The organism is Pseudomonas sp. 22526, assembly GCF_052044735.1.
Taxonomy (GTDB): domain Bacteria; phylum Pseudomonadota; class Gammaproteobacteria; order Pseudomonadales; family Pseudomonadaceae; genus Aquipseudomonas; species Aquipseudomonas piscium.
The window spans coordinates 41,808-63,212 of the sequence record NZ_JBQENK010000013.1; the positions used below are offsets into that span (position 1 = coordinate 41,808).

Here is a 21,405-nt window from a genome sequence, read left to right on the forward strand (position 1 = left end):
GCGCCTGGCTGCGGCCCGCCGACCGGGGCGGGCCCTACAGTGACTATTTCCGCGGGCTGAACCAGGAACTCAAGGCCCACGGTCCGATGCGCCCGGTGATGCTGATCGACCTCGACCGCCTGGACCACAACATCGATGTGGTGATGCAGTCGGTCAAGCGCGGCGGCAAGCAGCTGCGGCTGGTGGAGAAATCCCTGCCGTCGCCGGGATTGCTGGACTACATCGGCCAGCGCGCCGGCACCCAGCGCCTGATGTCGTTCCACCAGCCGTTCCTCAATCACGACGCCCAGCGTTTTCCCGAGGCCGATATCCTGCTGGGCAAGCCGCTGCCGGTGCGTTCCGCCGAACTGTTCTACCAGAGCCACAAAGGTCCGTTCGACCCGGCCCGGCAGTTGCAATGGCTGATCGATACCCCGGAACACCTGCAGCAATACCTGGCCCTGGCCCGCGGCCTGGGCACCCGGCTGCGGATCAATATCGAGTTGGACGTCGGCCTGCACCGCGGCGGGGTGAAGGACAGCCTCGAACTGGGGCCGCTGCTGACCCTGATCGCCGCCAATCCCCAGCACCTGGAGTTCGCCGGTTTCATGGGCTACGACCCCTTTGTCGGCATGGGCGTGCCGGGCATTCTCGGCTCGCCCGAAGCGCTGTTCGCCAAGGTCATGCAGCGCTACCAGAGCGCCGTGGACTTCACCCGGCAACACCATCCGGCGCTCTGGCAGCCGGGGCTGACCCTGAATACCGCCGGCAGCCCCAGCTACCGCATGCATGAGCAGGAACAGTTGAGCAGCGAAGTGTCGGTGGGCACGGCGATGCTCAAGCCGACCCATTACGACCTGCCGTCCCTCAGCGAACATCGGCCGGCGGCCTATATCGCCACGCCGGTGCTGAAAAGCACCGGCCCGGTGCGCATCCCGGCGCTGGACGACAAGTCGAAGCTGTTCGCCTGGTGGGACCCGAACCAGCGCGAGACATTCTTCATCTACGGCGGCAACTGGCTGGCCGAGTTCGAGTCGCCCTCGGGGCTGCAAAGCAACGGCTTGTTCGGCCGCAGTTCCAACCAGGAGATGGTCAACGGCTCGCCGGCCGTGGGCCTGGGCCCGGACGACCAGGTGTTCCTGCGGCCGATGCAGAGCGAAGCGGTGCTGCTGCAGTTCGGCGACCTGCTGGCAGTGCGCGGCGGGCGGATCGTCGACAGCTGGCCGGTCTATAGCTAGGTTTTTGCGGTGGGGCTGAGGGCCCCATCGCATGCAATCGAGCAGGCGCGTCCTTCTCCTGTAGGAGCGAGGCTTGCCCGCGATGAACGATAACGCGGTCCACCGGCAGACCGCGTCACGGCTATCGCGGGCAAGCCTCGCTCCTACGGGACTGCGTGTCACAAGGAGAACGGAATCGTCAGCTTGGCCCACAGCATCTCGCCCTCGGGCCGGTTCTCCACGTCGAACTCCTTGGTCCAGCGGATCTCCGCGCTGGCGTACTTGAGGAAGGTCAGGTACAGCGCCGGGCCGATGGCGAACACCTGGCCGCGCACGCCGTCGTCCACGTCCTCGCCGAGAAACTGCACGGTGCGGCCGTACTGTTTGTCGTCGGTGGTCTGCTTCAGGTAGTAGCCGTTGACCCCCAGGCTCAGGTTGTCGGTCACCTTGTAGCTGGCGGAATAGTCGAAGTGGAAAATCTGCCCGGACTTGTAGTCGGTGGCGTGGTTTTCCTCGTTGAAGCTGTAGGTGGTCTTCATCGACAGTTCGGTGCGCGGGGTGGGCATCCAGGTCACCGAGACCAGCGGCTTGTAGGTGTAGAAGTTATTGCTGGTATTGGCCAGGCGTGTCGCGTCGTACTTGCCGGTGGGAATGGTGATTTCCACGGCGGCGCCCAGGGTCAGGTTCTTGCCCATGTCCCACAGGATGATCGGCGCGATGGTGGTGTCGCCCATGCTTTCGCGCTGGTCCTTGAGGCCGAAGACTCCCACCTGCTGTCGCAGGTAGGGCTGCGCCACGTAGCCGCCAAGGCGACCGCCGAACACCCGCAGCGGGCTCAGGTAGTCGAGGCGGGGAATGATCGCGTCGGAGACGATCCGCACGTCCGGCACCTTGCCGCCCAGGGAGCTGATATTCAGCTTCCGCGCTTCGTAGTGGTTGTAATAGAGGTTGAAGGCGAACATGTGGTCCGGCAGGCCGTTGACGTCCAGCGGCAGGATGAAGAAGCCGTCGGTGCCGGTGCCGATGTTGTCGACCCCGGATTCAGTGGCCGGTGCCAGGGCGGGCAGGGCGGCGATGCAGGCCAGGCTGGCGGCGAGGCGCCGGGGGAGATGGGTGCGGGTCGAATTCATGTTCGGGCTCTTATTATTGTCAGTGGGCGCACAGTTGGCCGGTTTCCGGCCGCCCCATAGGAATAAGCCTTCGGCGCCTGGCCAGGCAGGGTATTGGCGGCCACTGAGGGGGACTTTCGCGGCCAGCCTGCAATGACTTGTTACATCCTTCCGTGAATGCGAGCGGAAAACGCTATGCTGAGCGGGCGCTCGCCTCGCCCTGGCGCTGTCCGGGAGCGGGGCGCATAACCAGAATAAGAATTGCAGCCGAACCGGCTCGGGACCCGATGCCCATGCAGACGAAAGCCGTCGATCCACAGTACCAACTGGCCCTGGTTTCACCCTTCCTGTTGCAGACCCTGGCCGAAGTCGCCGGCAGCCACGGCGTCGACCCGCACGCCCTGTGCCGCGGCCTGGGCTTTACCCTCGACGACCTGCAGGACCCCGCGCAACGCATCTCCTACCGCCAGGCCGTGGCGATGATCCAGCGCGCGCTCAAGGCTTTGCCCCGGCAGGGCCTGGGCCTGTGGGTCGGGCACCAGAACGTGCTCGGCACCCTGGGCCTGCTGGGGCATGTGCTGTCGCTGTGCAAGACCCTGCGCGATGCCTTCGACATCGGCATCCGCCACCAGCACACCTCGGGCGGCATCGTCAGCTGCAACGTCCGGCAGCAGGGCGACGAGTTTTTCGTCGAGGCCGAATGCCGGCTGCCCTACAGCGATGTGCAGATCTTTGCCGTCGAAGAGTTCTTCGCCAGCCTGCCGGTCTATGGCCGCGCCCTGGTCGGCGCCGACTTCAAGGCGCTGCGGGTCGAGTTCATGCACGCCGCCCCGGCTTACCAGGACGAGTACCTGCGCCTGCTGGGGCCAGACGTGCACTTCGGCTGCCTGCACAACCGCATGGTCATCGCCGGCCACTGGCTCGACACGCGCCTGCCCAACCACCACGCCGTGGCCCTGCGCCAGGCGCTCAAGCTGCTGGAGCTGGAAAGCGCCCAGGTGCACCGCAAGCTGGACCTGATCCAGGCGGTGGAGCGGGCCATCTCCCGCGACCTGACCCAGGGCAGCCATATCGAGCAGGTCGCCAGCGACCTGAACATGAGCGGGCGCACCCTGCGCCGACGCCTGAGCGAGCATGACCTGACCTTCGACGCGCTGCTGGAGCAGGTGCGCCGGGCGCGCACCCTGAGCCTGCTGGCCAACCCGCAGCTGTCCATCGAGCGCATCACCGAGGCGGTGGGCTACAGCGACGTGCGCAGTTTTCGCCGGGCATTCAAGCGCTGGACCGGGCTGAGCCCCAGTGCCTATCGGGAAGAGGGCGGCCAGTTGTAGGGCACGGCTCCGGCGGCGTGACCATTCACCACGTCGGCCCATGCGTGTCTAAACCCCCACAAATTGTGGTGCGCCGGGTAAACTCCGGGCTTTCTTCAAGGAGTCGCTATGAGTTACTACCAGCCGGGCATTCTTGCCACCCCCGTTCCGACCCAGGCTCGTCACCTGTTTTTCGCCCTCGAATCCATCGAGGCGCTGCCAGCGGCGATCGATCGCTTGCTGGCGCTGGTGGACGGGAAAACGGCGGTAGCAGGTTTCGGCGCGTCGCTGGTCAAGGCGCTGGGCGCCCGCGTGCAGGGGCTCAAGGCCTTCCCGGCGCTGACCGGGGTCGGCGTCGACAACCCTTCGACCCAGCATGCGCTGTGGGTCTGGCTGCATGGCGAAGACCGCGGCGAGCTGCTGCACCGCAGCAACGACCTGGCGGCCGCCTTGGCCCCGGCGCTGCGCCTGGTGCAGATGAACGAAACCTTCCGCCACAAGACCGGCCACGACCTGACCGGTTACGAGGACGGCACCGAAAACCCCCACGATGAAGAAGCCATCGCCGCGGCCTTGGCCGAAGGCGCTGATGGCCTGCGCGGTGGCAGCTTCGCCGCGATCCAGCAGTGGCAGCACGACTTCAAGGGCTTTGCCGCGATGCATCAGGAGGAGCGCGACAACATCATCGGCCGCCGCCTGAGCGACAACGAAGAGCTGGACGACGCGCCGGACTCGGCCCACGTCAAGCGCACCGCCCAGGAGAGCTTCACCCCCGAGGCCTTTATGGTGCGCCGCTCGATGCCGTGGATTGAAGGCGACAAGGGCGGCCTGATGTTCCTCGCCTTCGGCCACAGCCTCCACGCCTTCGAAGTCCAGCTGCGGCGCATGAGCGGCCTGGAAGACGGCATAGTCGACGGCCTGTACCGCATGAGCCGGCCGATCACCGGCGGCTACTACTGGTGTCCGCCGCTGCAGGACGGCCGTCTCGACCTGCGCGCCCTGCAAGCGGTCTGACCGGCCAATGGGCACAGGAGGAGAGGGCATGCCGCTCGTGCGCTGGGGCATGATCGGTTGCGGCAGCGTCACCGAGCGCAAGAGCGGCCCGGCCTTCTACAAGGCACCGGGCTCGGCCCTGGTGGCGGTGATGGGCCGGCGCCTGGAAGCGGTGCAGGACTATGCGGCACGCCACGGCATCGCGCGCTTCTACACCGATGCCCAGGCGCTGATCGACGACCCCGAAGTGGACGCGGTGTACATCGCCACGCCACCCGACAGTCACCACGCCTACAGCTTGCAGGTGGCCGCCGCCGGCAAGCACTGCTGCGTGGAAAAACCGATGGCATTGAACGCCGGGCAAAGCCTGGAGATGCAGCAGGTTTTCCAGCAGGCCGGATTGCACCTGTTCGTGTCCTACTACCGCCGTTCCCTGCCGCGCTTCCAGCAAGTGCGGCAATGGCTGCGGGACGGGCGCATCGGTGAGGTGCGCCACCTGAGCTGGACCCTGACCAAGGCCCCGTCCGAGGCCGATCGCAGTGGCGGCCGCAACTGGCGCACCGACCCGCGGATCGTTGGCGGCGGTTACTTCGCCGACCTGGCGAGCCATGGCCTGGACCTGTTCCAGTACCTGCTGGGGGACATCACCGATGTCGCTGGTTTCACCGCGCGGCAGGCTGGGCTATACAGCGCCGAGGACGCGGTGAGTGCCAGTTGGCGCTTCGCCTGTGGCGCCCTGGGCACGGGTGCCTGGAACCTCGTCGCGGACCGTCGGGTGGACCGGGTGGAAATCATCGGCAGCCAGGGGCGTATCAGCTTCTCGGTGTTCGACGAGCACCCGCTGCAGTTGGACGCCGATGAACAGCTGAGCCTCTTCATCGACAACCCTGAGCACATCCAGTGGCACCACGTGCTCGGCATGAACGCCCATATCCGTGGCCAAGCGCAGCATCCGGCGCTGGCCGCCGAGGCGCTGAAAACCGACCGGGTCATGGACCTGATCCTCAAGCGCGGTTAGGCCTTACGGAACGTGCGCGGTCTTCTTCTGTAGGAGCGAGCGGGCGGCGAGCCGACTTGCCCGCGATGAACGATCACGCGGTGCATCAGAAACTCCGCGTCGCGGCCTTCGCGAGCAAGCTTCGCTCCTACAGGACGTGCGCGATCTTCTTCTGTAGGAGCACAGCTTGCGTGCGATGAAGGATAACGCGGTTTCCCAGACATTCCGCGTCACGGCCATCGCGGGCAAGCCTCGCTCCTACAGGACGTGCGCGGTCTTCTTCTGTAGGAGCACAGCTTGCGTGCGATGAAGGATAACGCGGTTTCCCAGACATTCCGCGTCACGGCCTTCGCGAGCAAGCTTCGCTCCTACAGGACGTGCGCGATCTTCTTCTGTAGGAGCGAGCGGGCGGCGATCCGACTTGCCCGCGATGAACGATAACGCGGTGTGCCAGGCATTCCGCGGTGCGGCCATCGCGAGCAATCGAGCGTCGACCGGCTGCTCCTACAGGTTCTGTGCCTTTAGTGCGCCGCGGTCATGTTCGGCCGGCAGGAATGGAAGATGTCCAGCCGCGGCTGGTACAGGCTGGTCCTGACCTCGAACAGCCCGAGCACCGAGTGGAACAGGTTGTCGTGGCTCAGGTCCGGCTCGCTGCTCTTGCCTTGCAGGCAGTCGCGCTGGATGCCCAGGTCGGCCAGGGCCTGCTGGCCGAACCACATCAGCATCGGCACATGGGGCTGCGCCTGCGGCGCCAGGGCGTAGGGCGCGGCGTGCAGGTACAGGCCGTTTTCGCCGAGGGACTCGCCATGGTCGGAGACGTACAGCATCGAGGTGTCGAAGCGTTCCTGGTTGTGCTTGAGCAACTCGATGACCCGGGCCAGGAAGTGGTCGGTGTAGAGGATGGTGTTGTCATAGATAGGGATTGGTCAAAAAATGTCGAAAGGGCGCGGGTCTGCATATCGATTCGTGCCGACCAGCGCCCATCGGATTCAGAAGGTTTTCCTGGCACTGGCGACCCAGGTCGCGCCACACAGGTCGCTGAACCCGTAGTTGCTGGTGCACTGGCTTTTCGACAGATCGGTATCGATATAGCTCAGGCCCAGCACCACGCCCGCCACTTCGCGGGTCAATCTGGCCTCCCATTCGTGGTAGGCATCCTCGCCCTGGCCCGAGGCTGGGATCAACCGCGGATCCTTGAAGTCCATCTCGCCGTAACGCAGCTTCAAGCCCAGGCCCAGGGGCAGCTCGGTTTCGTAGCCGAGGTAGCGGTACAGGGTGCTTTGCTGGCTGTCGATGCCCGCGGCGTCGCTGGAGTAGTAGGCCGCCAGGCTGAACCCGTAGGCGCTGAAAATCCCGTAGACCTCGCTCTGGTTGAATTGCCCTTCCCTGGGGTAGCTGTACTTGAGGTAGCCCAGGTCGAGGCTGATCGCGTCGCTGGCCTGCCACAGCCAGCCGGCGTAGTAGTCGACTTCCTGGCGGGTCTTCAGGCCGCCGCCGAAATCCACGTTGGAGGTCCATGCACCGAGGTACAGGCCGCTGCTGTGCAGCAGGGTTGCGGCAGCCTGCGCGGCGGGGTCGTTCTGGGTCTGGGAAATACCGCGGGTGCGGTAGTCGCTGGCCAGGGTCAGTTCCATCTCCAGGGCAACGTCATCGTTCAAGGGCAGGGCCTGGCTGCCCAGGGGCAACAGGCTCAAGGCAGCGATGGCGAACAGGCTGAGGGTCTTCATGTGGGCGTCCCGTGTTGTTGTGATTGTTAGGGGCGGATTTCAGGCAAGGCTGCGCCGGCCCCACGTGCGCAAGGACGTGGGGGCGGGCAGTGGGGCAGGTGTTTTTTAGATGAACCGGTCTAGATGAATCGGGTTAGATGCATCGGGTTAGATGCATCAGGTTAGAGAGGCCGGGCGTAGACTTCGCGGCCGGCGAACCAGGTCTGCAGCACCTGGGTTTCATGCAGGGCCTTTTCGTCGACGCGGAACACGTCGCGGTCCAGCACGATGAAGTCGGCCTGCTTGCCGGCGCTCAGCGAGCCGATCTGCTGCTCCAGGCCGATGGCGCGCGCGGCATTGAGGGTGTAGGCGTAGAACATGGTTTCGCGGTCCAGGCGTTCGTCGGCGTTGAGCACCCCCAGCGGCCCCTTGCGGGTGATGGCCTGGGCGATGGCATTCCACGGGTTGGGCGAGGACACCGGCCAGTCGCTGGCCCCGGCGAGGGTCGCGCCCTGCTTGAGCAGGGAGTGCGCCGGGTACTGGTAACGGAAGGCCAGGGCGCTGACGTAGGGCTTGATCATGTCCAGGGTGTAGTCGTCCGCCGAGGCCCACAGCAGTTGCATCGAGGCGATGACCCCCAGCGGCTTGAAGCGGGTGAACTCTTTCGGGTTGACCATTTGCAGGTGGGTGATGGAGTGGGCGATGCCGCTCTGGCGGTCCTGGCGCGCCTGGGCGATGCCATTGAGGGATTCGCGCACCGCGCGGTCGCCGATGGCATGGATGTGCACTAGCCAGCCGCGCTGGTCGATGGCGCTGACCAGTTCGCCGAAATGCTCGGGATCGATCAGCAGTTCGCCCTGTTTGTGCGAGTTGCTGTAGGGATCGATCATCGCCGCGCTCTGGGCCGGGTACTCGATCACCCCGTCGGCGAAGATCTTGACGCCGGGCAGGGTCAGGTTGGGGATGCCCTGGAATTGCTGGCGCACCTGCTCCAGCACGTCGAGGTCGGCAGGGCGGCTTTTCGGGTTGGCCACCAGCAGCGCGGCGACATGGGCGCTCATGCCGCCGCTCTCGGCGAGCGCCTTGTAGGCCGGCAGCACGCCGACGGTCTGGGCGGTGGGCTTGAGGGCGAACACCGCTTCGCCGGGGGCCGCGTTGGCCGCCGGATCCATCCAGGCGGTGATGCCCAGGCTGTTGTTGTAGCGCACCGCCGATTGCGCCGCGTTGAGCAGGGCGGCGCTGCTGGGCACCGGCATTTTCGCCGCGACCCGGTCCCAGCCGGCGTCCACCAGGAAGCCGTTGGGGCGGCCGTCGGCGAGCTGGCCTATGGTGTCGCGCTCGGCCTGCGGCAGGGTCTTGAGCAGGGCGGCGTCGATGCCGGCGCGCTCAAGCATCACAGCGTTGGCCCAGGCGGTATGGTGATCGCTGCCGGTGAACACCACGGGCACCTTGGCCCATTCGCCGGTGTTGAAGCGCTGGCCCAGGGCTTCGGCCTGGGCCCAGTAGGCCGAACTCATGCCGGCGATGCTGAGGACATCGCCATGCCGGGCCTTGCCGTCGTCGCGCCAGGCGCGCAGCTTTCGCTCCAGCTCGTCGAGGCCGACCACCTTGTCCTGCATATTGGCCGAGGTCATTTCCAGGCCGCCGAAGATCGCGTGGGAATGGCTGTCGATCAGGCCGGGCATCAGGGTCTTGCCGCCGAGGTCGATGACTCGGGTGCCGGTTTCGATCAGGGCCTTGATCTGCGCGTCGCTGCCCACTTGCAGCACTTTGCCGTCGGCCACCGCCAGGGCCTGGACCTTGGGTTGGGCGCGATCGGCGGTGAACACCTGGCCGTTGAACAGCACCAGGTCGGTGGCGGCCATGGCTTCCATCGAGGCAAAACTTACTGCAATCGTCAGCAGATTCGGGATGAATCTTTTCATTGAGTATTTCCTTGTTATTGCGTCTGATGCCCAGATTAGTGGCTTGCCATAGCCGACAGAACGCCTCGCTGACGAAAAACGTTTTTGCCTGAATGGAAAAAGCATGGACAAGTTGAGTGCACTGAAAATGTTCGTGGTCACCGCGCAGCTGGGCAGTTTCAGCCGCGCCGCCGAGCAGTTGGGCAAGACCCCCTCGGCCCTGACCAAGGCGGTCAATCACCTGGAAGTCGAGTTGGGCGCGCGCTTGTTCGAGCGCAGTACCCGGCGGATCCTGCTGACGGAAGTGGGGCGGCTCTACCTGGAAACCGCGCGCCAGGTCCTGCAGCGGCTGGAGGAGGCCGGCGAGGAAATCGAGCAGTTGCAGCATGGCCTGCGCGGCAACCTGAAGATCACCGCGCCGCTGGCTTATGGGCAGGCTTTTCTCGACCAGGTGTGTGGCGGTTTCCTTGAGCAGTATCCGCAGATCGACCTGCAGGTGGACCTGTGCGACGAGTTCGTCAACCTGCTGGAAAGCGGCTACGACCTGGCCCTGCGCGAAGGCCATGACGACCTGCCGGGGCTGATCGCCCGGGTGGTCGGCAGCAATTGTCTGGCCTTGTGCGCCAGCCCGGCCTACCTGGCGCGCAAGGGCGTGGCGGTGACGCCGCAGACCCTCGACGAACACGAATGGCTGCTCTATCGCCATCCCTTGCTCAGCCGTGAGTTCTGGTGGGTCGAACGGGACGGGCAGCGCCTGAGCCTGCCGCAACCCCGGGCGCCGCGCTTGCGCAGCGACAATTACGACCTGCTGCTGGCCAATGCCCTGGCCGGGCGCGGGCTGCTGCACACCCCGCTATGGAGCGCCGCGCCTTACCTGGCCGACGGCCGCCTGGTGCGGGTGATGGCCGACTATGCCATCGACCCGGACTGCTTCGGGCCGCACATCCTCGCGGTCTACCCCAGCCACCGGCGGGCCACGGCCAAGGTGCTGGCGTTCATCGATTACATCAGCGCTTTCCTGGCGAGCCGTGGCCTGGGCTGACTGGCGGTTCTTGTCAGGAAAACCCGAGAGGAGTACAAATGTACTCCATGACCACTTTATCTCCCCGCCGCAGTGCCATCCTGACCTTTATCCGCGAGCGCATCGCCGAACATGGCCAGCCCCCGAGCCTCGCTGAAATCAGCGAGGCCTTCGGCTTCGCCTCGCGCAGCGTGGCGCGCAAGCATGTCATAGCCCTGACCGAGGCCGGCTTCATCGAGGTCAACCCCAACCAGGCCCGGGGCATCCGCCTGCTCAACCAGCCATCGCGCCCCGAGCTGCTGGAGATCCCGGTGCTAGGCCGGGTCGCCGCCGGCCTGCCGATCGGCGCCGATGCCGAGGTGCACAGCCGCTTGCTGCTCGACCCGGCGCTGTTTTCCCGTACCCCCGATTACCTGCTGCGGGTCCAGGGCGACTCGATGATCGAGGACGGCATCCTCGACGGCGACCTGGTGGCGGTGCGCCGCGACAGCGAAGTGCGCAACGGCCAGATCGTGGTGGCACGGCTGGACGGCGAGGTCACCATCAAGCGTTTCGAGCGCCTGGCCGATGGCGTGCGCCTGCTGCCGCGCAACCCGGCCTATGCCCCGATCCTGATCGGCGAGGACCGGGACCTGGCCATCGAAGGGGTGTTCTGTGGCCTGGTGAGGCAAGGCTGATGGGCGCCGTCGTGGCACTGGAGACGCTGTTCAATGCCGGCCGGGTGTGGAAGGGCCGCCCGACGGCACCCGCCGCCAGCCCGCAACCCACCGGCCACCCCATGCTGGACGCGGCCTTGCCCAGCGGCGGCTGGCCGGAAGCGGCGCTGACGGAAATCCTCATCGCCGCCCAGGGTGTCGGCGAGCTGCAACTGCTGTGGCCGACCCTGGCCCGGCTTTCGGCCGCCGGCGAGCGCATCGTGCTGGTGGCGCCGCCCCATGTGCCGTACCCCCAGGCCTGGCAGAGCGCCGGGGTCGACCTGCGCCAACTGTCGGTGATCCAGGCCGGCGAACGGGACGCCCTGTGGGCCGCCGAACAATGCCTGCGTTCGGGCAGTTGCGGGGCCGTGCTGTGCTGGCCGCAACAGGCCGACGACCGCGCCTTGCGGCGTTTGCAGGTGGCGGCCGAAACCGGCCAGACCCTGGCCTTTGCCTACCGTCCCCTCAAGGAAGCCATCAACCCCTCGCCAGCGGCCCTGCGCCTTGCCGTGGAGGCCCGGCCGGCGCAGCTGCGGATACTCAAGTGCCGCGGCGGCCTGGCCCATGCGGCGCCGATCGCCTTCGCCCCGGGGCACTGAGGTTGCCATGCGCTGGGTCTGTATTCTGTTCCCGCAATTGGCGCTGGACGCGGCGCTGCGCCAGCGCCCCGAGCCGGATGCTGCGCTGGCGCTGCTCAGCGGGACGCCGCAGCGCCGGGTGATCCAGGCGGTGAATGCCGCCGCCCGTGAGCTGGGGTTGCGGCCCGGGCAGTCGTTGACCGCCGCCCAGGCCCTGAGCAAGAACTTCGCCAGCGCCGAATACGACGCCGACGAGATCGCCCATTGGCAGCAGTTTCTCGCGGCCTGGGCCTACCGCTTCAGTTCCCAGGTCAGCCTTCATTACCCGCGCACCCTGGTGTTCGAGATCGAGTCGAGCCTGGGCCTGTTCGGCCCCTGGCCACAGCTGGAGGCGCGCCTGCGCCAGGAGCTGAGCGCGCTGGGCTTTCGCCACCGCATCGTCAGCGCGCCGAATCCGGCGGCGGCCCGGGTGCTGGCCAATGCCTACGACGGGCTGGCGGTGACCGACCTGGAACAATTGCGCCAGGCCCTGGGGGGCATGCCCGTGGAGCGTCTCGGCCTGCCGCCGGGCGCGGCCACGGCCCTGTCGCGCATGGGCCTGCGCACTTTCGCCCAGGTTCGCGGGCTGCCCCGGGACACCCTGGCCCGGCGTTTCGATGCGGGCCTGCTCAAGCACCTGGATACTCTTTTGGGCGAGCGCTCCCTGGCGCTGGCGTTCTATCAGCCGCCGGACCGTTTCGACCTGCGCATCGAATTGAATTTCGACGTGCTGTCCCATCAGGCCCTGCTGTTTCCCCTGCGCCGGCTGACCAGCGATCTGGCGGCGTTTCTCTGTGGCCGTGACAGCGGGGTGCAGCGCTTCGACCTGCACCTGGAACATGTCGAGTTGCCCGACAGCCTGATCAAGGTCGGCCTGCTCAGCGCCGAACGCGAGCCGGGGATGCTGTTCGAACTGGCGCGCGGGCGCCTGGAGCAGGTCCAGGTACCGGCGCCGGTGCGTGGCGTGCGCCTGGTGGCCGAGGATTTGCCGCGCTTCGTGCCGCAGAACCGCGAATTGTTCGACGAGCGTCCGCAGCAGTCCTTGCCCTGGGAGCAGTTGCGCGAGCGCCTGCGGGCCCGCCTGGGGGACGAGGCGGTGCATGGCTTGCGTTTCCACTCTGACCACCGTCCCGAATGCAGCTGGCAGCCGCTCGGCGACAGCCAGGCCAGCCCGCTGCTGCCCGGGCCCCGGCGCCCGGGCTGGCTGTTGCGCGAGCCGCTGGCGCTGTCGGAGGGGGCGGCGCGCATCCTTATGGGGCCGGAACGCATCGAGTCCGGCTGGTGGGACGGCGGTGACGTGCGCCGCGACTATTACCTGATCGAGACCCGCGGCGGCCAGCAGGGCTGGGCGTATCGCCCGGTGGGCGAGGCGGGGCCCTTGCTGTTGCAGGGCTGGTTCGCATGAAGGGCTACGCCGAACTGCACTGCCTGTCGAACTTCAGTTTCCAGCGCGGTGCCTCCAGTGCCCGCGAGCTGTTCGAGCGGGCGGCAGCCCAGGGCTACCAGGCCCTGGCGATTACCGACGAGTGCAGCCTGGCCGGCATCGTCCGTGCCTGGCAGGCCTCGAAGGACTGCAACCTAGCGCTGATCGTCGGCAGTGAAATGCGCCTCGACGACGGCCCGAAGCTGGTGCTGCTGGTGGAGAACCTGGAGGGTTACCAGGGCCTGTGCCGGCTGATCACCCGTGGCCGGCGCCGGGCGCAGAAGGGCCAGTACCAGTTGCTGCGGGAAGACTTCGAGCAACCCTTGCCGGGGCTGTTGGCCCTGTGGCTGGCGGACGCTCAGCCACAGAGCGAGCAGCAAGAGGCCGGGCGCTGGCTGCAACAGGTGTTCGCCGACCGGCTGTGGCTGGCCGTGGAGTTGCACTGCGGCCAGGACGATCAGCGGCGCCTGGGCGAGCTGCTGGCGCTGGCCCGGGAACTGGGTATTGCCGCCGTGGCCTGCGGCGATGTGCATATGCATGTGCGTGGGCGCCGGGCCTTGCAGGACACCATGACCGCGATCCGCCATCACGTGCGGGTGGCCGAGGCCGGCCAGCGCCTGCACCCCAATGGCGAGCGGCATTTGCGCAGTCTCGAGGCGTTGCAGGGGCTGTATCCGCCGGCTCTGTTGGAGGAGTCGCTGAGGATCGCGGAGCGCTGCCAGTTCGACCTCGGCCAGCTGCACTACCAATACCCGCGGGAGCTGGTGCCCCAAGGCCAGACGCCCACCAGCTGGCTGCGTGAGCTGACCGAGCGCGGCATCGTCAAGCGCTGGCCCGGGGGCGCCAAGCCCAAGGTGCTCAAGCAGATCGACGATGAGCTGGAACTGATCGCCGAGCTGGGGTACGAGAGCTATTTCCTCACAGTGCACGACATCGTCAGTTTTGCCCGCAGCCAGTCGATCCTCTGCCAGGGCCGGGGCTCGGCGGCCAACTCGGCGGTGTGTTTCGCCCTGGGCATCACCGAGATCGACCCGGACCGCTCGACCCTGTTGTTCGAGCGTTTTCTCTCCCGCGAGCGCAACGAGCCGCCGGATATCGACGTGGACTTCGAGCACGAACGCCGCGAGGAAGTCCTGCAGTACGTGTTCCAGCGTTACGGCCGCCATCGCGCCGCGCTGACCGCGGTGGTCAGCACCTACCACGGCGCCGGCGCGGTGCGCGATGTGGCCAAGGCCCTGGGCCTGCCGCCGGACCAGGTCAATGCCCTGGCCGACTGCTGCGGCCATTGGAGCGATACTCCGCCGGCCGTCGAGCGTCTGCTGGAGGCCGGTTTCGACCCCGACAGCCCGGTGCTGCGCCGGGTCCTGAGCCTGACCGGGCAACTGATCGGCTTTCCCCGGCACCTGTCCCAGCACCCCGGCGGCTTCGTGATTTCCGAACAGCCGCTGGACACCCTGGTGCCGGTGGAAAACGCGGCCATGGCCGAGCGCACCATCATCCAGTGGGACAAGGACGACCTGGACGCGGTCGGGCTGCTCAAGGTGGATGTGCTGGCGCTGGGCATGCTCAGCGCGATTCGCCGCTGTTTCGACCTGATCCATGGCTATCGGGACCAGCGGCTAAGCCTGGCCAGCATCCCCGCCGAGGACCCGGCCACCTACGAGATGATCGGCCGCGCCGACACCATCGGCGTGTTCCAGATCGAATCGCGGGCGCAGATGTCGATGCTGCCCCGGCTCAAGCCAAAGGATTTCTACGACCTGGTGATCGAGGTGGCCATTGTCCGGCCGGGTCCGATCCAGGGCGGCATGGTCCATCCGTATCTGCGTCGGCGGGACAAAAAGGAGAAGGTGACCTATCCCTCTGCGGAGCTGAAAGAGGTGCTGCAGCGAACCCTGGGCGTGCCGCTGTTCCAGGAGCAGGTGATGCAGATCGCCATTGTCGCCGCCGACTACACCCCCGGCGAGGCCGACCAGTTGCGTCGCTCCATGGCCGCCTGGAAACGCCACGGCGGCCTGGAGCCCCATCGCCTGCGCCTGCGCGACGGCATGCGCGCCAATGGCTACAGCGACGAATTCGCCGCGCAGATCTTCGAGCAGATCAAGGGCTTCGGCAGCTACGGTTTCCCCGAATCCCACGCTGCCAGTTTCGCCTTGCTGACCTATGCCAGCTGCTGGCTCAAATGCCACGAGCCGGCGGCCTTCGCCTGTGCCCTGATCAACAGCTGGCCCATGGGCTTCTACAGCCCCGACCAGATTCTCCAGGACGCGCGCCGGCACCATCTGGCGATTCGTCCGGTGGACGTGCGCGCCAGCGCCTGGGATTGCAGCCTGGAACCGCTGGCCGGCGCGCAGCCGGCGTTGCGCCTGGGGCTGCGGATGATCAAGGGCTTTCGCGAAGACGATGCGCGGCGGATCGAGGCGGCGCGCCAGGGCGGCCCGTTTATCGACATCGCCGACCTCGGGCAACGGGCGTGCCTCGACAGCCGCGCCCAGGAACTGCTGGCCGACTCCGGCGCCCTGCGTGGGTTGGCCGGGCATCGGCATCGGGCGCGCTGGGAAGTGGCGGGGGTTCAGCAACAGCTCGGCCTGTTCGCCGGCCTGCCGCGCCAGGAGGAAGCGCCGGTGGTCTTGCCGCGGCCGACGGTCGGCGAAGACCTGCAGGCCGACTACCTGAGCCTCGGCACCACCCTCGGGCCCCATCCGCTGGCCTTGCTGCGGGACGAACTCAAGGCCCGGCGCTGTCGCAGTTCCCGCGAACTGCTGGAGGTCGAGCACGGGCGCCCGGTCAGCATCGCCGGGCTGGTCACCGGGCGCCAGCGGCCGGGCACCGCCAGTGGCGTGACCTTCGTCACCCTGGAAGACGAGTTCGGCAACGTCAATGTGGTGGTCTGGCGCGACCTGGCCGAGCGCCAGCGCAAGGTCCTGGTCGGCGCGCAGTTGCTCAAGGTCGACGGCACCCTGGAAACCGAAGGCGAGGTCCGCCACCTGATCGCCGGCCGCCTGAGCGACCTCAGCGAGCTGCTCAGCGGTATCACCATCCGCAGCCGGGATTTCCACTGATGTAGCCGCTGCCGCGGGCCGCGTTCGGAGAGCGGCGGTAAAGGTCTCAAGATCGCTGAAGGCCTTCGGCCTTATCGCAGCCTGCGGCAGCGGCTACAGATCCAGGCGGGCTGTCCGGCATGATGGGGATTTGTCCTACAATCGTGGAAATGCGGTGAAACCATCCGTGTGGCCTGTGCTCCAAACCTTGAGTACCTGTCCGTGGCGTTCGGGTCGCGGGCCGAGAGTGTCGTCATTCAATCCATGTTCACTGGGTCAAGCGATGCCGTTCTTATCCGATCCTCATGGTTGCCTGGGCTGGAAAGGCGAGATGGCCGGACGCATCCAGGCGTTCGACTGGTCCGTCACCGAGCTGGGGGCGTTGGAGCACTGGTCGTCGAGCCTGTGCAGCGCGGTGCAACTGCTGCTGGCTTCGCCGGTACCCCTGGTTCTGCTCTGGGGCCGCTCAGGCTACATGATCTACAACGATGCCTACGCCGAATTCGCCGGCGGCCGCCATCCGTACCTGCTCGGCCGCCAGGTAGAGTTGGGCTGGCCGGAGGTGGCGGATTTCAACCGCCATGTGCTGGACACCTGCCTGGCGGGCGGGACCCTGTCGTACCGCAACAAGGAGCTGGTGCTGCTGCGCAACGGCCAGCCGGAACCTGTCTGGATGGACCTCTACTACAGCCCGGTGGCTGGCGACGACCAGGCGCCGGCCGGGGTCATGGCGATCGTGGTCGAGACCACCGCCCACGTGCTGTCCGAGCAACGCCGCCAGGAAGTCGAGAACGCCTACCGCGCGGAAAACGAACGGGTGCAGCTGGCGCTCAATGCCGGGGCGTTGCTGGGCTCCTTTGTCTGGGACATCAAGGCCGATCGGCTGTCGGGCGACGAGCGTTTTGCCCGGACCTTTTCCTATCCGCTGGAGCAGCCGCTGGACGACCTGTCGATGGCGGTCGCCGACAGCCGGGTGCACCCCGAGGACCTGCCGCGGATCAAGGAACAGCTGGCCTACAGCCTGCAACAGGGCGTGCCCTACAACAGCGAATACCGTATCCGTCGGGCGGACGGCAGTTACCTGTGGGTCATGGGTTGTGGCCGTTGCGAGTTCGACGAGGCGGGACAGGCCTTGCGCTTTCCCGGCGTGCTGATCGATATCCACGAACGCAAGATGGCCGAAGAATCGCTGCTGCAACTTACGCGCAACCTCGAGCAGCGGGTGGCCGAGGAGGTCAACGCACGGGTCTCGGCCGAGGAGCAGTTGCGCCAGTCGCAGAAGCTCGAAGCCATTGGCGGCATGACCGGTGGCGTGGCCCACGACTTCAACAATCTGCTGCAAGTGATCGCTGGCAACCTGCACCTGCTGGCGCGCCATGAGCCGGACAATGCCAATGTGCAGCGCCGGGTCGGCGCGGCCATTACTGCGGTCGAGCGCGGCGCCAAGCTGTCCGCGCAACTGCTCGCGTTCGCCCGGCGCCAGCCGCTGTCGCCCGAGGTCTACAACCCGTGCCGGATCCCCGACAGCCTGGGTGAGCTGCTGCAACGGGCCCTTGGCGAGACCATCGATATCGACGTGCAGCTGCCTGCGAAGCCCTGGTGCATCAAGGTCGATCGCGGCCAGCTGGAAAACGCCTTGCTCAACCTGGCGATCAACGCCCGCGATGCCATGAAGGGCGAAGGCACCATCGGCATCCGTGGCGAAAACCTGGTGCTCGACCGCGGGTTCTGTGCCGGCAAGGGCATCACCGCCGGCGACTACCTGTGCCTGTCGGTGGCCGATACCGGCGACGGCATGCCCCCCGAGGTGCTCAAGCAGGCGTTCGAGCCGTTCTTCACCACCAAGCGCGACGGCCTGGGCACCGGGCTGGGGCTGAGCATGGTGTTCGGTTTCGTCAAGCAGAGCGGCGGCCATATCGAGATGCTCAGCGCGCCGGGGCAGGGCACCACGGTGCGCATGTATTTTGTCCGCAGTACCGAACCTGAGCCGGGAGAGGCGCCCCGGCGTGGACAGCGGCCTGGCCATGGCCAGGAAACCATCCTGGTGGTGGAGGACAACGAGGACGTCCGCGCGGCAGCGGTCGAGTTGCTGGAGCACGCCGGCTACAAGGTGCTGGTGGCGGCCAATGGCGATGCGGCCATGCAACTGCTGCTGAACGGCGCCCGGGTCGAGCTGATCTTCACCGATGTGGTGATGCCCGGCCTGATCAAAAGTACCGACCTGGCGCTCTGGGCCAAGACCCAGTCGCCGGCCGTGGCGGTGCTGTTCACCTCGGGGCATACCCGCGACATCATTTCCTGCAATCACCAGCTCAGCCCGGACACCCACCTGTTGAGCAAGCCTTACAGCCCGGACGCCCTGACCGCCATGGTCAGGTCGGTGCTGGAGGCGTGAGGCCGCAAGCACCTCGCGGAAAAAGCCCGCCCGGGGCCGATGTTGACTGGATGAACGCGCGGCGTTCTCAGGTCCATCGCGAGCAAGCTCGCTCCTACAGTAGCCCCACCATCGTCCTTGACTGATCCTGGCATTGAACGTTCGACATCCACGGTTGCTCAAAATCCCGAGCCCATGCACCCTGCATCTCGGTCGGGTGGCTGCCTGTCGCCGGTGCTGGCGCCGTGGGGCTCTCTGACTTGCAATCTCGTCCCGACACCTCAGATACAAGGCTGTCCCATGACTTCAGCGCGCAATACGCCTTCGCCCCAGGTTCTGTCTTCCTTGCCAGCGCACAGCTCGGGTTTTGTCAGGGTGCGCGGCGCCCGCGAACACAACCTGCGCAACGTCGACGTGGATATTCCCCGCGATGCGCTGGTGGTGTTCACCGGGGTCTCCGGCTCCGGCAAATCGTCCCTGGCGTTCTCGACCCTGTATGCCGAGGCCCAGCGTCGCTATTTCGAATCGGTGGCGCCTTACGCCCGGCGCCTGATCGATCAGGTCGGGGTGCCGGATGTCGACGCCATCGAAGGCCTGCCGCCGGCGGTGGCCCTGCAACAGCAGCGCGGCACGCCAAGCACCCGCTCTTCGGTGGGCAGCGTCACCACCTTGTCCAGCCTGATCCGCATGCTCTATTCCCGGGCCGGCAGCTACCCGCCGGGGCAGCCGATGCTCTACGCCGAAGACTTCTCGCCCAACACCCCGCAGGGCGCCTGCCCCAACTGCCACGGCCTGGGCCGGGTCTACGAGGTCAGCGAGGCGTCCATGGTCCCGGATCCGTCGCTGACCATCCGCCAGCGCGCAGTGGCGTCCTGGCCCCTGGCCTGGCAGGGGCAGAACCAGCGCGACATCCTCGTGACCCTGGGCTACGACGTCGATATCCCCTGGCGCGACCTGCCTAAAGAACAGCGCGACTGGATCCTGTTCACCGAAGAAACCCCCACCGTGCCGGTGTACGCCGGGTTGACCCCGGAGCAGACCCGCGAGGCCCTCAAGCGCAAGCAGGAGCCGAGCTACATGGGCACCTTCAGCGGGGCCCGGCGCTATGTGCTGCACACCTTCACCCATTCGCAAAGTGCGCTGATGAAAAAGCGCGTGTCGCAGTTCATGCTTGGCAGCCCGTGCCCGCTGTGCGAGGGCAAGCGCCTGAAGCGCGAAGCGCTGTCGGTGACCTTCGCCGGCCTCGACATCGGCGAGCTGTCGCAGATGCCCCTGCTGCAACTGGCCGAGGTGCTCAAGCCGGTGGCCGCCCAGGCTTACTTGGAACAGGCCGAGGAGGCCGGCGAGGTCTGGAGCCACGAACAGACCCAGGCCGCGCGCAAGCAGCGGATCGCCCAGGGCGCGCCGGGGCATGTCGGAGGGCCGGATGTGCGGCACACGCCGAACCTGTCCCTGGAAAAACGCCTGGCCGCGCAACGCATCGCCCAGGACCTGCTGGAGCGGGTCAGCACCCTGACCGGCCTGGGCCTGGGTTACCTGGCCCTGGAGCGCAGTACGCCGACCCTGTCGTCCGGCGAGTTGCAGCGCCTGCGCCTGGCGACCCAGCTGGGTTCGCAGTTGTTCGGGGTGATCTACGTGCTCGACGAGCCTTCGGCGGGCCTGCATCCGGCGGACGCCGAAGCGTTGTTCGAGGCCTTGCAGCAGCTCAAGGCTTCGGGCAACTCGCTGTTCGTGGTCGAGCACGACCTGCAGACCATGCGCCGGGCCGACTGGCTGATCGACGTCGGCCCGGCGGCGGGCGAGCAGGGCGGCCAGGTGCTGTACAGCGGTCCGCCGGCGGGGCTGGCCGAGGTCGCGGAGTCGCAGACCCGTGCCTACCTGTTCGCCGAGCAGGCGCCGGCCCGCCGCACCGCGCGCCAGGCCCAGGGTTGGCTGCGCCTGGAAGGCATCAGCCGCAACAACCTGAATGACCTGAGCGCGGAATTCCCTCTCGGTTGCTTTACCGCGGTGACCGGGGTGTCGGGTTCCGGCAAGTCGAGCCTGGTCAGCCAGGCGTTGCTGGAACTGGTGGGCGCGCACCTCGGGCGGCCGCAGAGCAACGAAGAGCCGGAAGAGCTGAACCTGGAAGACGACGCCCCGCAGGCCAGCAGCGGCGAAGTCACCGCCGGGCTGGAGCGGATCAAGCGCCTGGTGCAGGTGGACCAGAAACCCATCGGCCGCACCCCGCGCTCGAACCTGGCGACCTACACCGGGCTGTTCGACCAGGTGCGCAAGCTGTTCGCCGCCACCCCCGAGGCGCGCGCCCTGGGCTACGACGCCGGGCAGTTCTCCTTCAACGTCGCCAAGGGCCGCTGCCCGGCCTGCGAAGGCGAAGGTTTTGTCAGCGTCGAATTGCTGTTCATGCCCAGCGTCTATGCACCGTGCCCGACCTGCCACGGCGCGCGCTACAACCCGCAGACCCTGGCCATCGAGTGGCAAGGCCTGAACATCGCCCAGGTCCTGCAACTGAGGGTGCAGGAGGCGGTCGAGGTGTTCGCCGAGCAGGCGAGCGTCCGCCGTTCCCTGGAAGTCTTGCGCGATATCGGCCTGGGTTACCTGCGCCTCGGCCAGCCGGCCACCGAGCTGTCGGGCGGCGAAGCGCAGCGGATCAAACTGGCCACCGAGCTGCAGCGCAACCCCCGCGGCGCCACCCTGTATGTGCTGGACGAGCCGACCACCGGCCTGCATCCGCGGGATGTCGATCGCCTGCTGGAACAACTGGACAACCTGGTGCGGGCCGGCCACAGCGTAGTGGTGGTCGAGCACGAAATGCGCGTGGTGGCCCAGGCCGACTGGGTGATCGATATCGGCCCGGGCGCCGGCGACCAGGGCGGCAAAGTGGTGGTCAGCGGTACCCCGCAGCAAGTGGCCAGGCACCGCAAGAGTCGCACTGCGCCGTTTCTGGCCCAGGCCCTGGGGTGAGCGCGGCGCCCGCTGCGGGGCTTCGGTCATGGCGGGTTGTGGGGGCAGACGCTTGGTC

Annotated in this window: 14 protein-coding genes and 1 pseudogene; 11 read left to right on the forward strand and 4 right to left on the reverse strand. The window is 67.0% G+C overall.

Going from position 1 to position 21,405, the window contains the following annotated elements:
- Positions 1-8 precede the first annotated feature (8 nt).
- Positions 9-1,217: a DSD1 family PLP-dependent enzyme gene (locus ACTJKT_RS20010; RefSeq protein ID WP_440788371.1), complete on the forward strand. Its 1,209-nt coding sequence runs from the start codon at positions 9-11 to the stop codon at positions 1,215-1,217.
- 158 nt (positions 1,218-1,375) lie between these two features.
- Here the strand turns inward: ACTJKT_RS20010 and ACTJKT_RS20015 are convergent, their stop codons facing one another.
- Entirely contained in the window at positions 1,376-2,326 is a 951-nt protein-coding gene (locus ACTJKT_RS20015; RefSeq protein WP_440788274.1) for a SphA family protein, read from the reverse strand.
- Positions 2,327-2,598: 272 nt separating this feature from the next.
- Here ACTJKT_RS20015 and ACTJKT_RS20020 point away from each other — a divergent pair, with 272 nt between their 5' ends.
- The 3 genes from ACTJKT_RS20020 (at position 2,599) to ACTJKT_RS20030 (ending at position 5,626) form a co-directional block, all read left to right on the forward strand.
- Complete coding sequence (locus ACTJKT_RS20020) at positions 2,599-3,636, forward strand: AraC family transcriptional regulator (protein ID WP_440788275.1); 1,038 nt, start codon at positions 2,599-2,601, stop codon at positions 3,634-3,636.
- A 108-nt stretch (positions 3,637-3,744) separates the two neighbouring features.
- Positions 3,745-4,629 carry a Dyp-type peroxidase gene (locus tag ACTJKT_RS20025; protein WP_440788276.1) on the forward strand — a complete coding sequence of 295 codons (885 nt, stop codon included), beginning with the start codon at positions 3,745-3,747 and terminating at the stop codon, positions 4,627-4,629.
- 28 nt (positions 4,630-4,657) lie between these two features.
- Complete coding sequence (locus ACTJKT_RS20030; RefSeq protein WP_440788277.1) at positions 4,658-5,626, forward strand: Gfo/Idh/MocA family protein; 969 nt, start codon at positions 4,658-4,660, stop codon at positions 5,624-5,626.
- A 500-nt stretch (positions 5,627-6,126) separates the two neighbouring features.
- Here the strand turns inward: ACTJKT_RS20030 and ACTJKT_RS20035 are convergent.
- The 3 genes and pseudogenes from ACTJKT_RS20035 to ACTJKT_RS20045 all read right to left on the reverse strand — a co-directional run.
- A pseudogene (locus ACTJKT_RS20035) lies at positions 6,127-6,528 on the reverse strand (sulfatase-like hydrolase/transferase); the annotation flags it as partial.
- A 66-nt stretch (positions 6,529-6,594) separates the two neighbouring features.
- Complete coding sequence (locus tag ACTJKT_RS20040; protein ID WP_440788278.1) at positions 6,595-7,332, reverse strand: TorF family putative porin; 738 nt, start codon at positions 7,330-7,332, stop codon at positions 6,595-6,597.
- A gap of 161 nt (positions 7,333-7,493) precedes the next feature.
- A complete protein-coding gene (locus tag ACTJKT_RS20045) occupies positions 7,494-9,236 on the reverse strand; it encodes an amidohydrolase (protein WP_440788279.1) in 1,743 nt (580 codons plus the stop codon).
- A 103-nt stretch (positions 9,237-9,339) separates the two neighbouring features.
- Between ACTJKT_RS20045 and ACTJKT_RS20050 the strand changes: the two genes are divergently transcribed.
- The 7 genes from ACTJKT_RS20050 to ACTJKT_RS20080 all read left to right on the forward strand — a co-directional run bounded on the left by ACTJKT_RS20050 (position 9,340) and on the right by ACTJKT_RS20080 (position 21,347).
- Positions 9,340-10,257, forward strand: a complete 918-nt coding sequence (locus tag ACTJKT_RS20050; RefSeq protein ID WP_440788280.1) for a LysR substrate-binding domain-containing protein — start codon at positions 9,340-9,342, stop codon at positions 10,255-10,257.
- A gap of 38 nt (positions 10,258-10,295) precedes the next feature.
- The gene (gene lexA / locus ACTJKT_RS20055) at positions 10,296-10,913 is read left to right on the forward strand and encodes a transcriptional repressor LexA (protein WP_102677864.1); all 618 of its coding nucleotides are present in this window, start codon (positions 10,296-10,298) and stop codon (positions 10,911-10,913) included.
- Positions 10,913-11,530, forward strand: coding sequence for a translesion DNA synthesis-associated protein ImuA (gene imuA / locus ACTJKT_RS20060; RefSeq protein ID WP_440788281.1), 618 nt, complete (start codon positions 10,913-10,915; stop codon positions 11,528-11,530). The genes lexA and imuA overlap by 1 nt, the downstream gene beginning before the upstream one ends.
- A 7-nt stretch (positions 11,531-11,537) precedes the next feature.
- Positions 11,538-12,953 (forward strand): Y-family DNA polymerase, encoded by a 1,416-nt coding sequence (locus ACTJKT_RS20065; RefSeq protein WP_440788282.1) that lies wholly within the window; start codon positions 11,538-11,540, stop codon positions 12,951-12,953.
- Positions 12,950-16,033, forward strand: coding sequence for an error-prone DNA polymerase (locus tag ACTJKT_RS20070; protein ID WP_440788283.1), 3,084 nt, complete (start codon positions 12,950-12,952; stop codon positions 16,031-16,033). Before ACTJKT_RS20065 ends, ACTJKT_RS20070 begins: the two co-directional genes overlap by 4 nt.
- A gap of 262 nt (positions 16,034-16,295) precedes the next feature.
- Positions 16,296-18,407: an ATP-binding protein gene (locus ACTJKT_RS20075; RefSeq protein WP_440788284.1), complete on the forward strand. Its 2,112-nt coding sequence runs from the start codon at positions 16,296-16,298 to the stop codon at positions 18,405-18,407.
- 279 nt (positions 18,408-18,686) lie between these two features.
- The gene (locus ACTJKT_RS20080; protein WP_440788285.1) at positions 18,687-21,347 is read left to right on the forward strand and encodes an excinuclease ABC subunit A; all 2,661 of its coding nucleotides are present in this window, start codon (positions 18,687-18,689) and stop codon (positions 21,345-21,347) included.
- Positions 21,348-21,405: the final 58 nt, after the last annotated feature.

Excerpts from the sequence above, each read along its gene's own strand:
- lexA (WP_102677864.1), top strand. The coding sequence starts at position 10,296 with ATGTACTCCATGACCACTTTATCTCCCCGCCGCAGTGCCATCCTGACC.
- ACTJKT_RS20030 (WP_440788277.1), top strand. The coding sequence starts at position 4,658 with ATGCCGCTCGTGCGCTGGGGCATGATCGGTTGCGGCAGCGTCACCGAG.
- ACTJKT_RS20020 (WP_440788275.1), top strand. The coding sequence starts at position 2,599 with ATGCAGACGAAAGCCGTCGATCCACAGTACCAACTGGCCCTGGTTTCA.
- ACTJKT_RS20040 (WP_440788278.1), bottom strand. The coding sequence starts at position 7,332 with ATGAAGACCCTCAGCCTGTTCGCCATCGCTGCCTTGAGCCTGTTGCCC.
- imuA (WP_440788281.1), top strand. The coding sequence starts at position 10,913 with ATGGGCGCCGTCGTGGCACTGGAGACGCTGTTCAATGCCGGCCGGGTG.
- ACTJKT_RS20045 (WP_440788279.1), bottom strand. The coding sequence starts at position 9,236 with ATGAAAAGATTCATCCCGAATCTGCTGACGATTGCAGTAAGTTTTGCC.
- ACTJKT_RS20025 (WP_440788276.1), top strand. The coding sequence starts at position 3,745 with ATGAGTTACTACCAGCCGGGCATTCTTGCCACCCCCGTTCCGACCCAG.
- ACTJKT_RS20075 (WP_440788284.1), top strand. The coding sequence starts at position 16,296 with ATGCCGTTCTTATCCGATCCTCATGGTTGCCTGGGCTGGAAAGGCGAG.
- ACTJKT_RS20070 (WP_440788283.1), top strand. The coding sequence starts at position 12,950 with ATGAAGGGCTACGCCGAACTGCACTGCCTGTCGAACTTCAGTTTCCAG.
- ACTJKT_RS20015 (WP_440788274.1), bottom strand. The coding sequence starts at position 2,326 with ATGAATTCGACCCGCACCCATCTCCCCCGGCGCCTCGCCGCCAGCCTG.
- ACTJKT_RS20065 (WP_440788282.1), top strand. The coding sequence starts at position 11,538 with ATGCGCTGGGTCTGTATTCTGTTCCCGCAATTGGCGCTGGACGCGGCG.
- ACTJKT_RS20050 (WP_440788280.1), top strand. The coding sequence starts at position 9,340 with ATGGACAAGTTGAGTGCACTGAAAATGTTCGTGGTCACCGCGCAGCTG.
- ACTJKT_RS20080 (WP_440788285.1), top strand. The coding sequence starts at position 18,687 with ATGACTTCAGCGCGCAATACGCCTTCGCCCCAGGTTCTGTCTTCCTTG.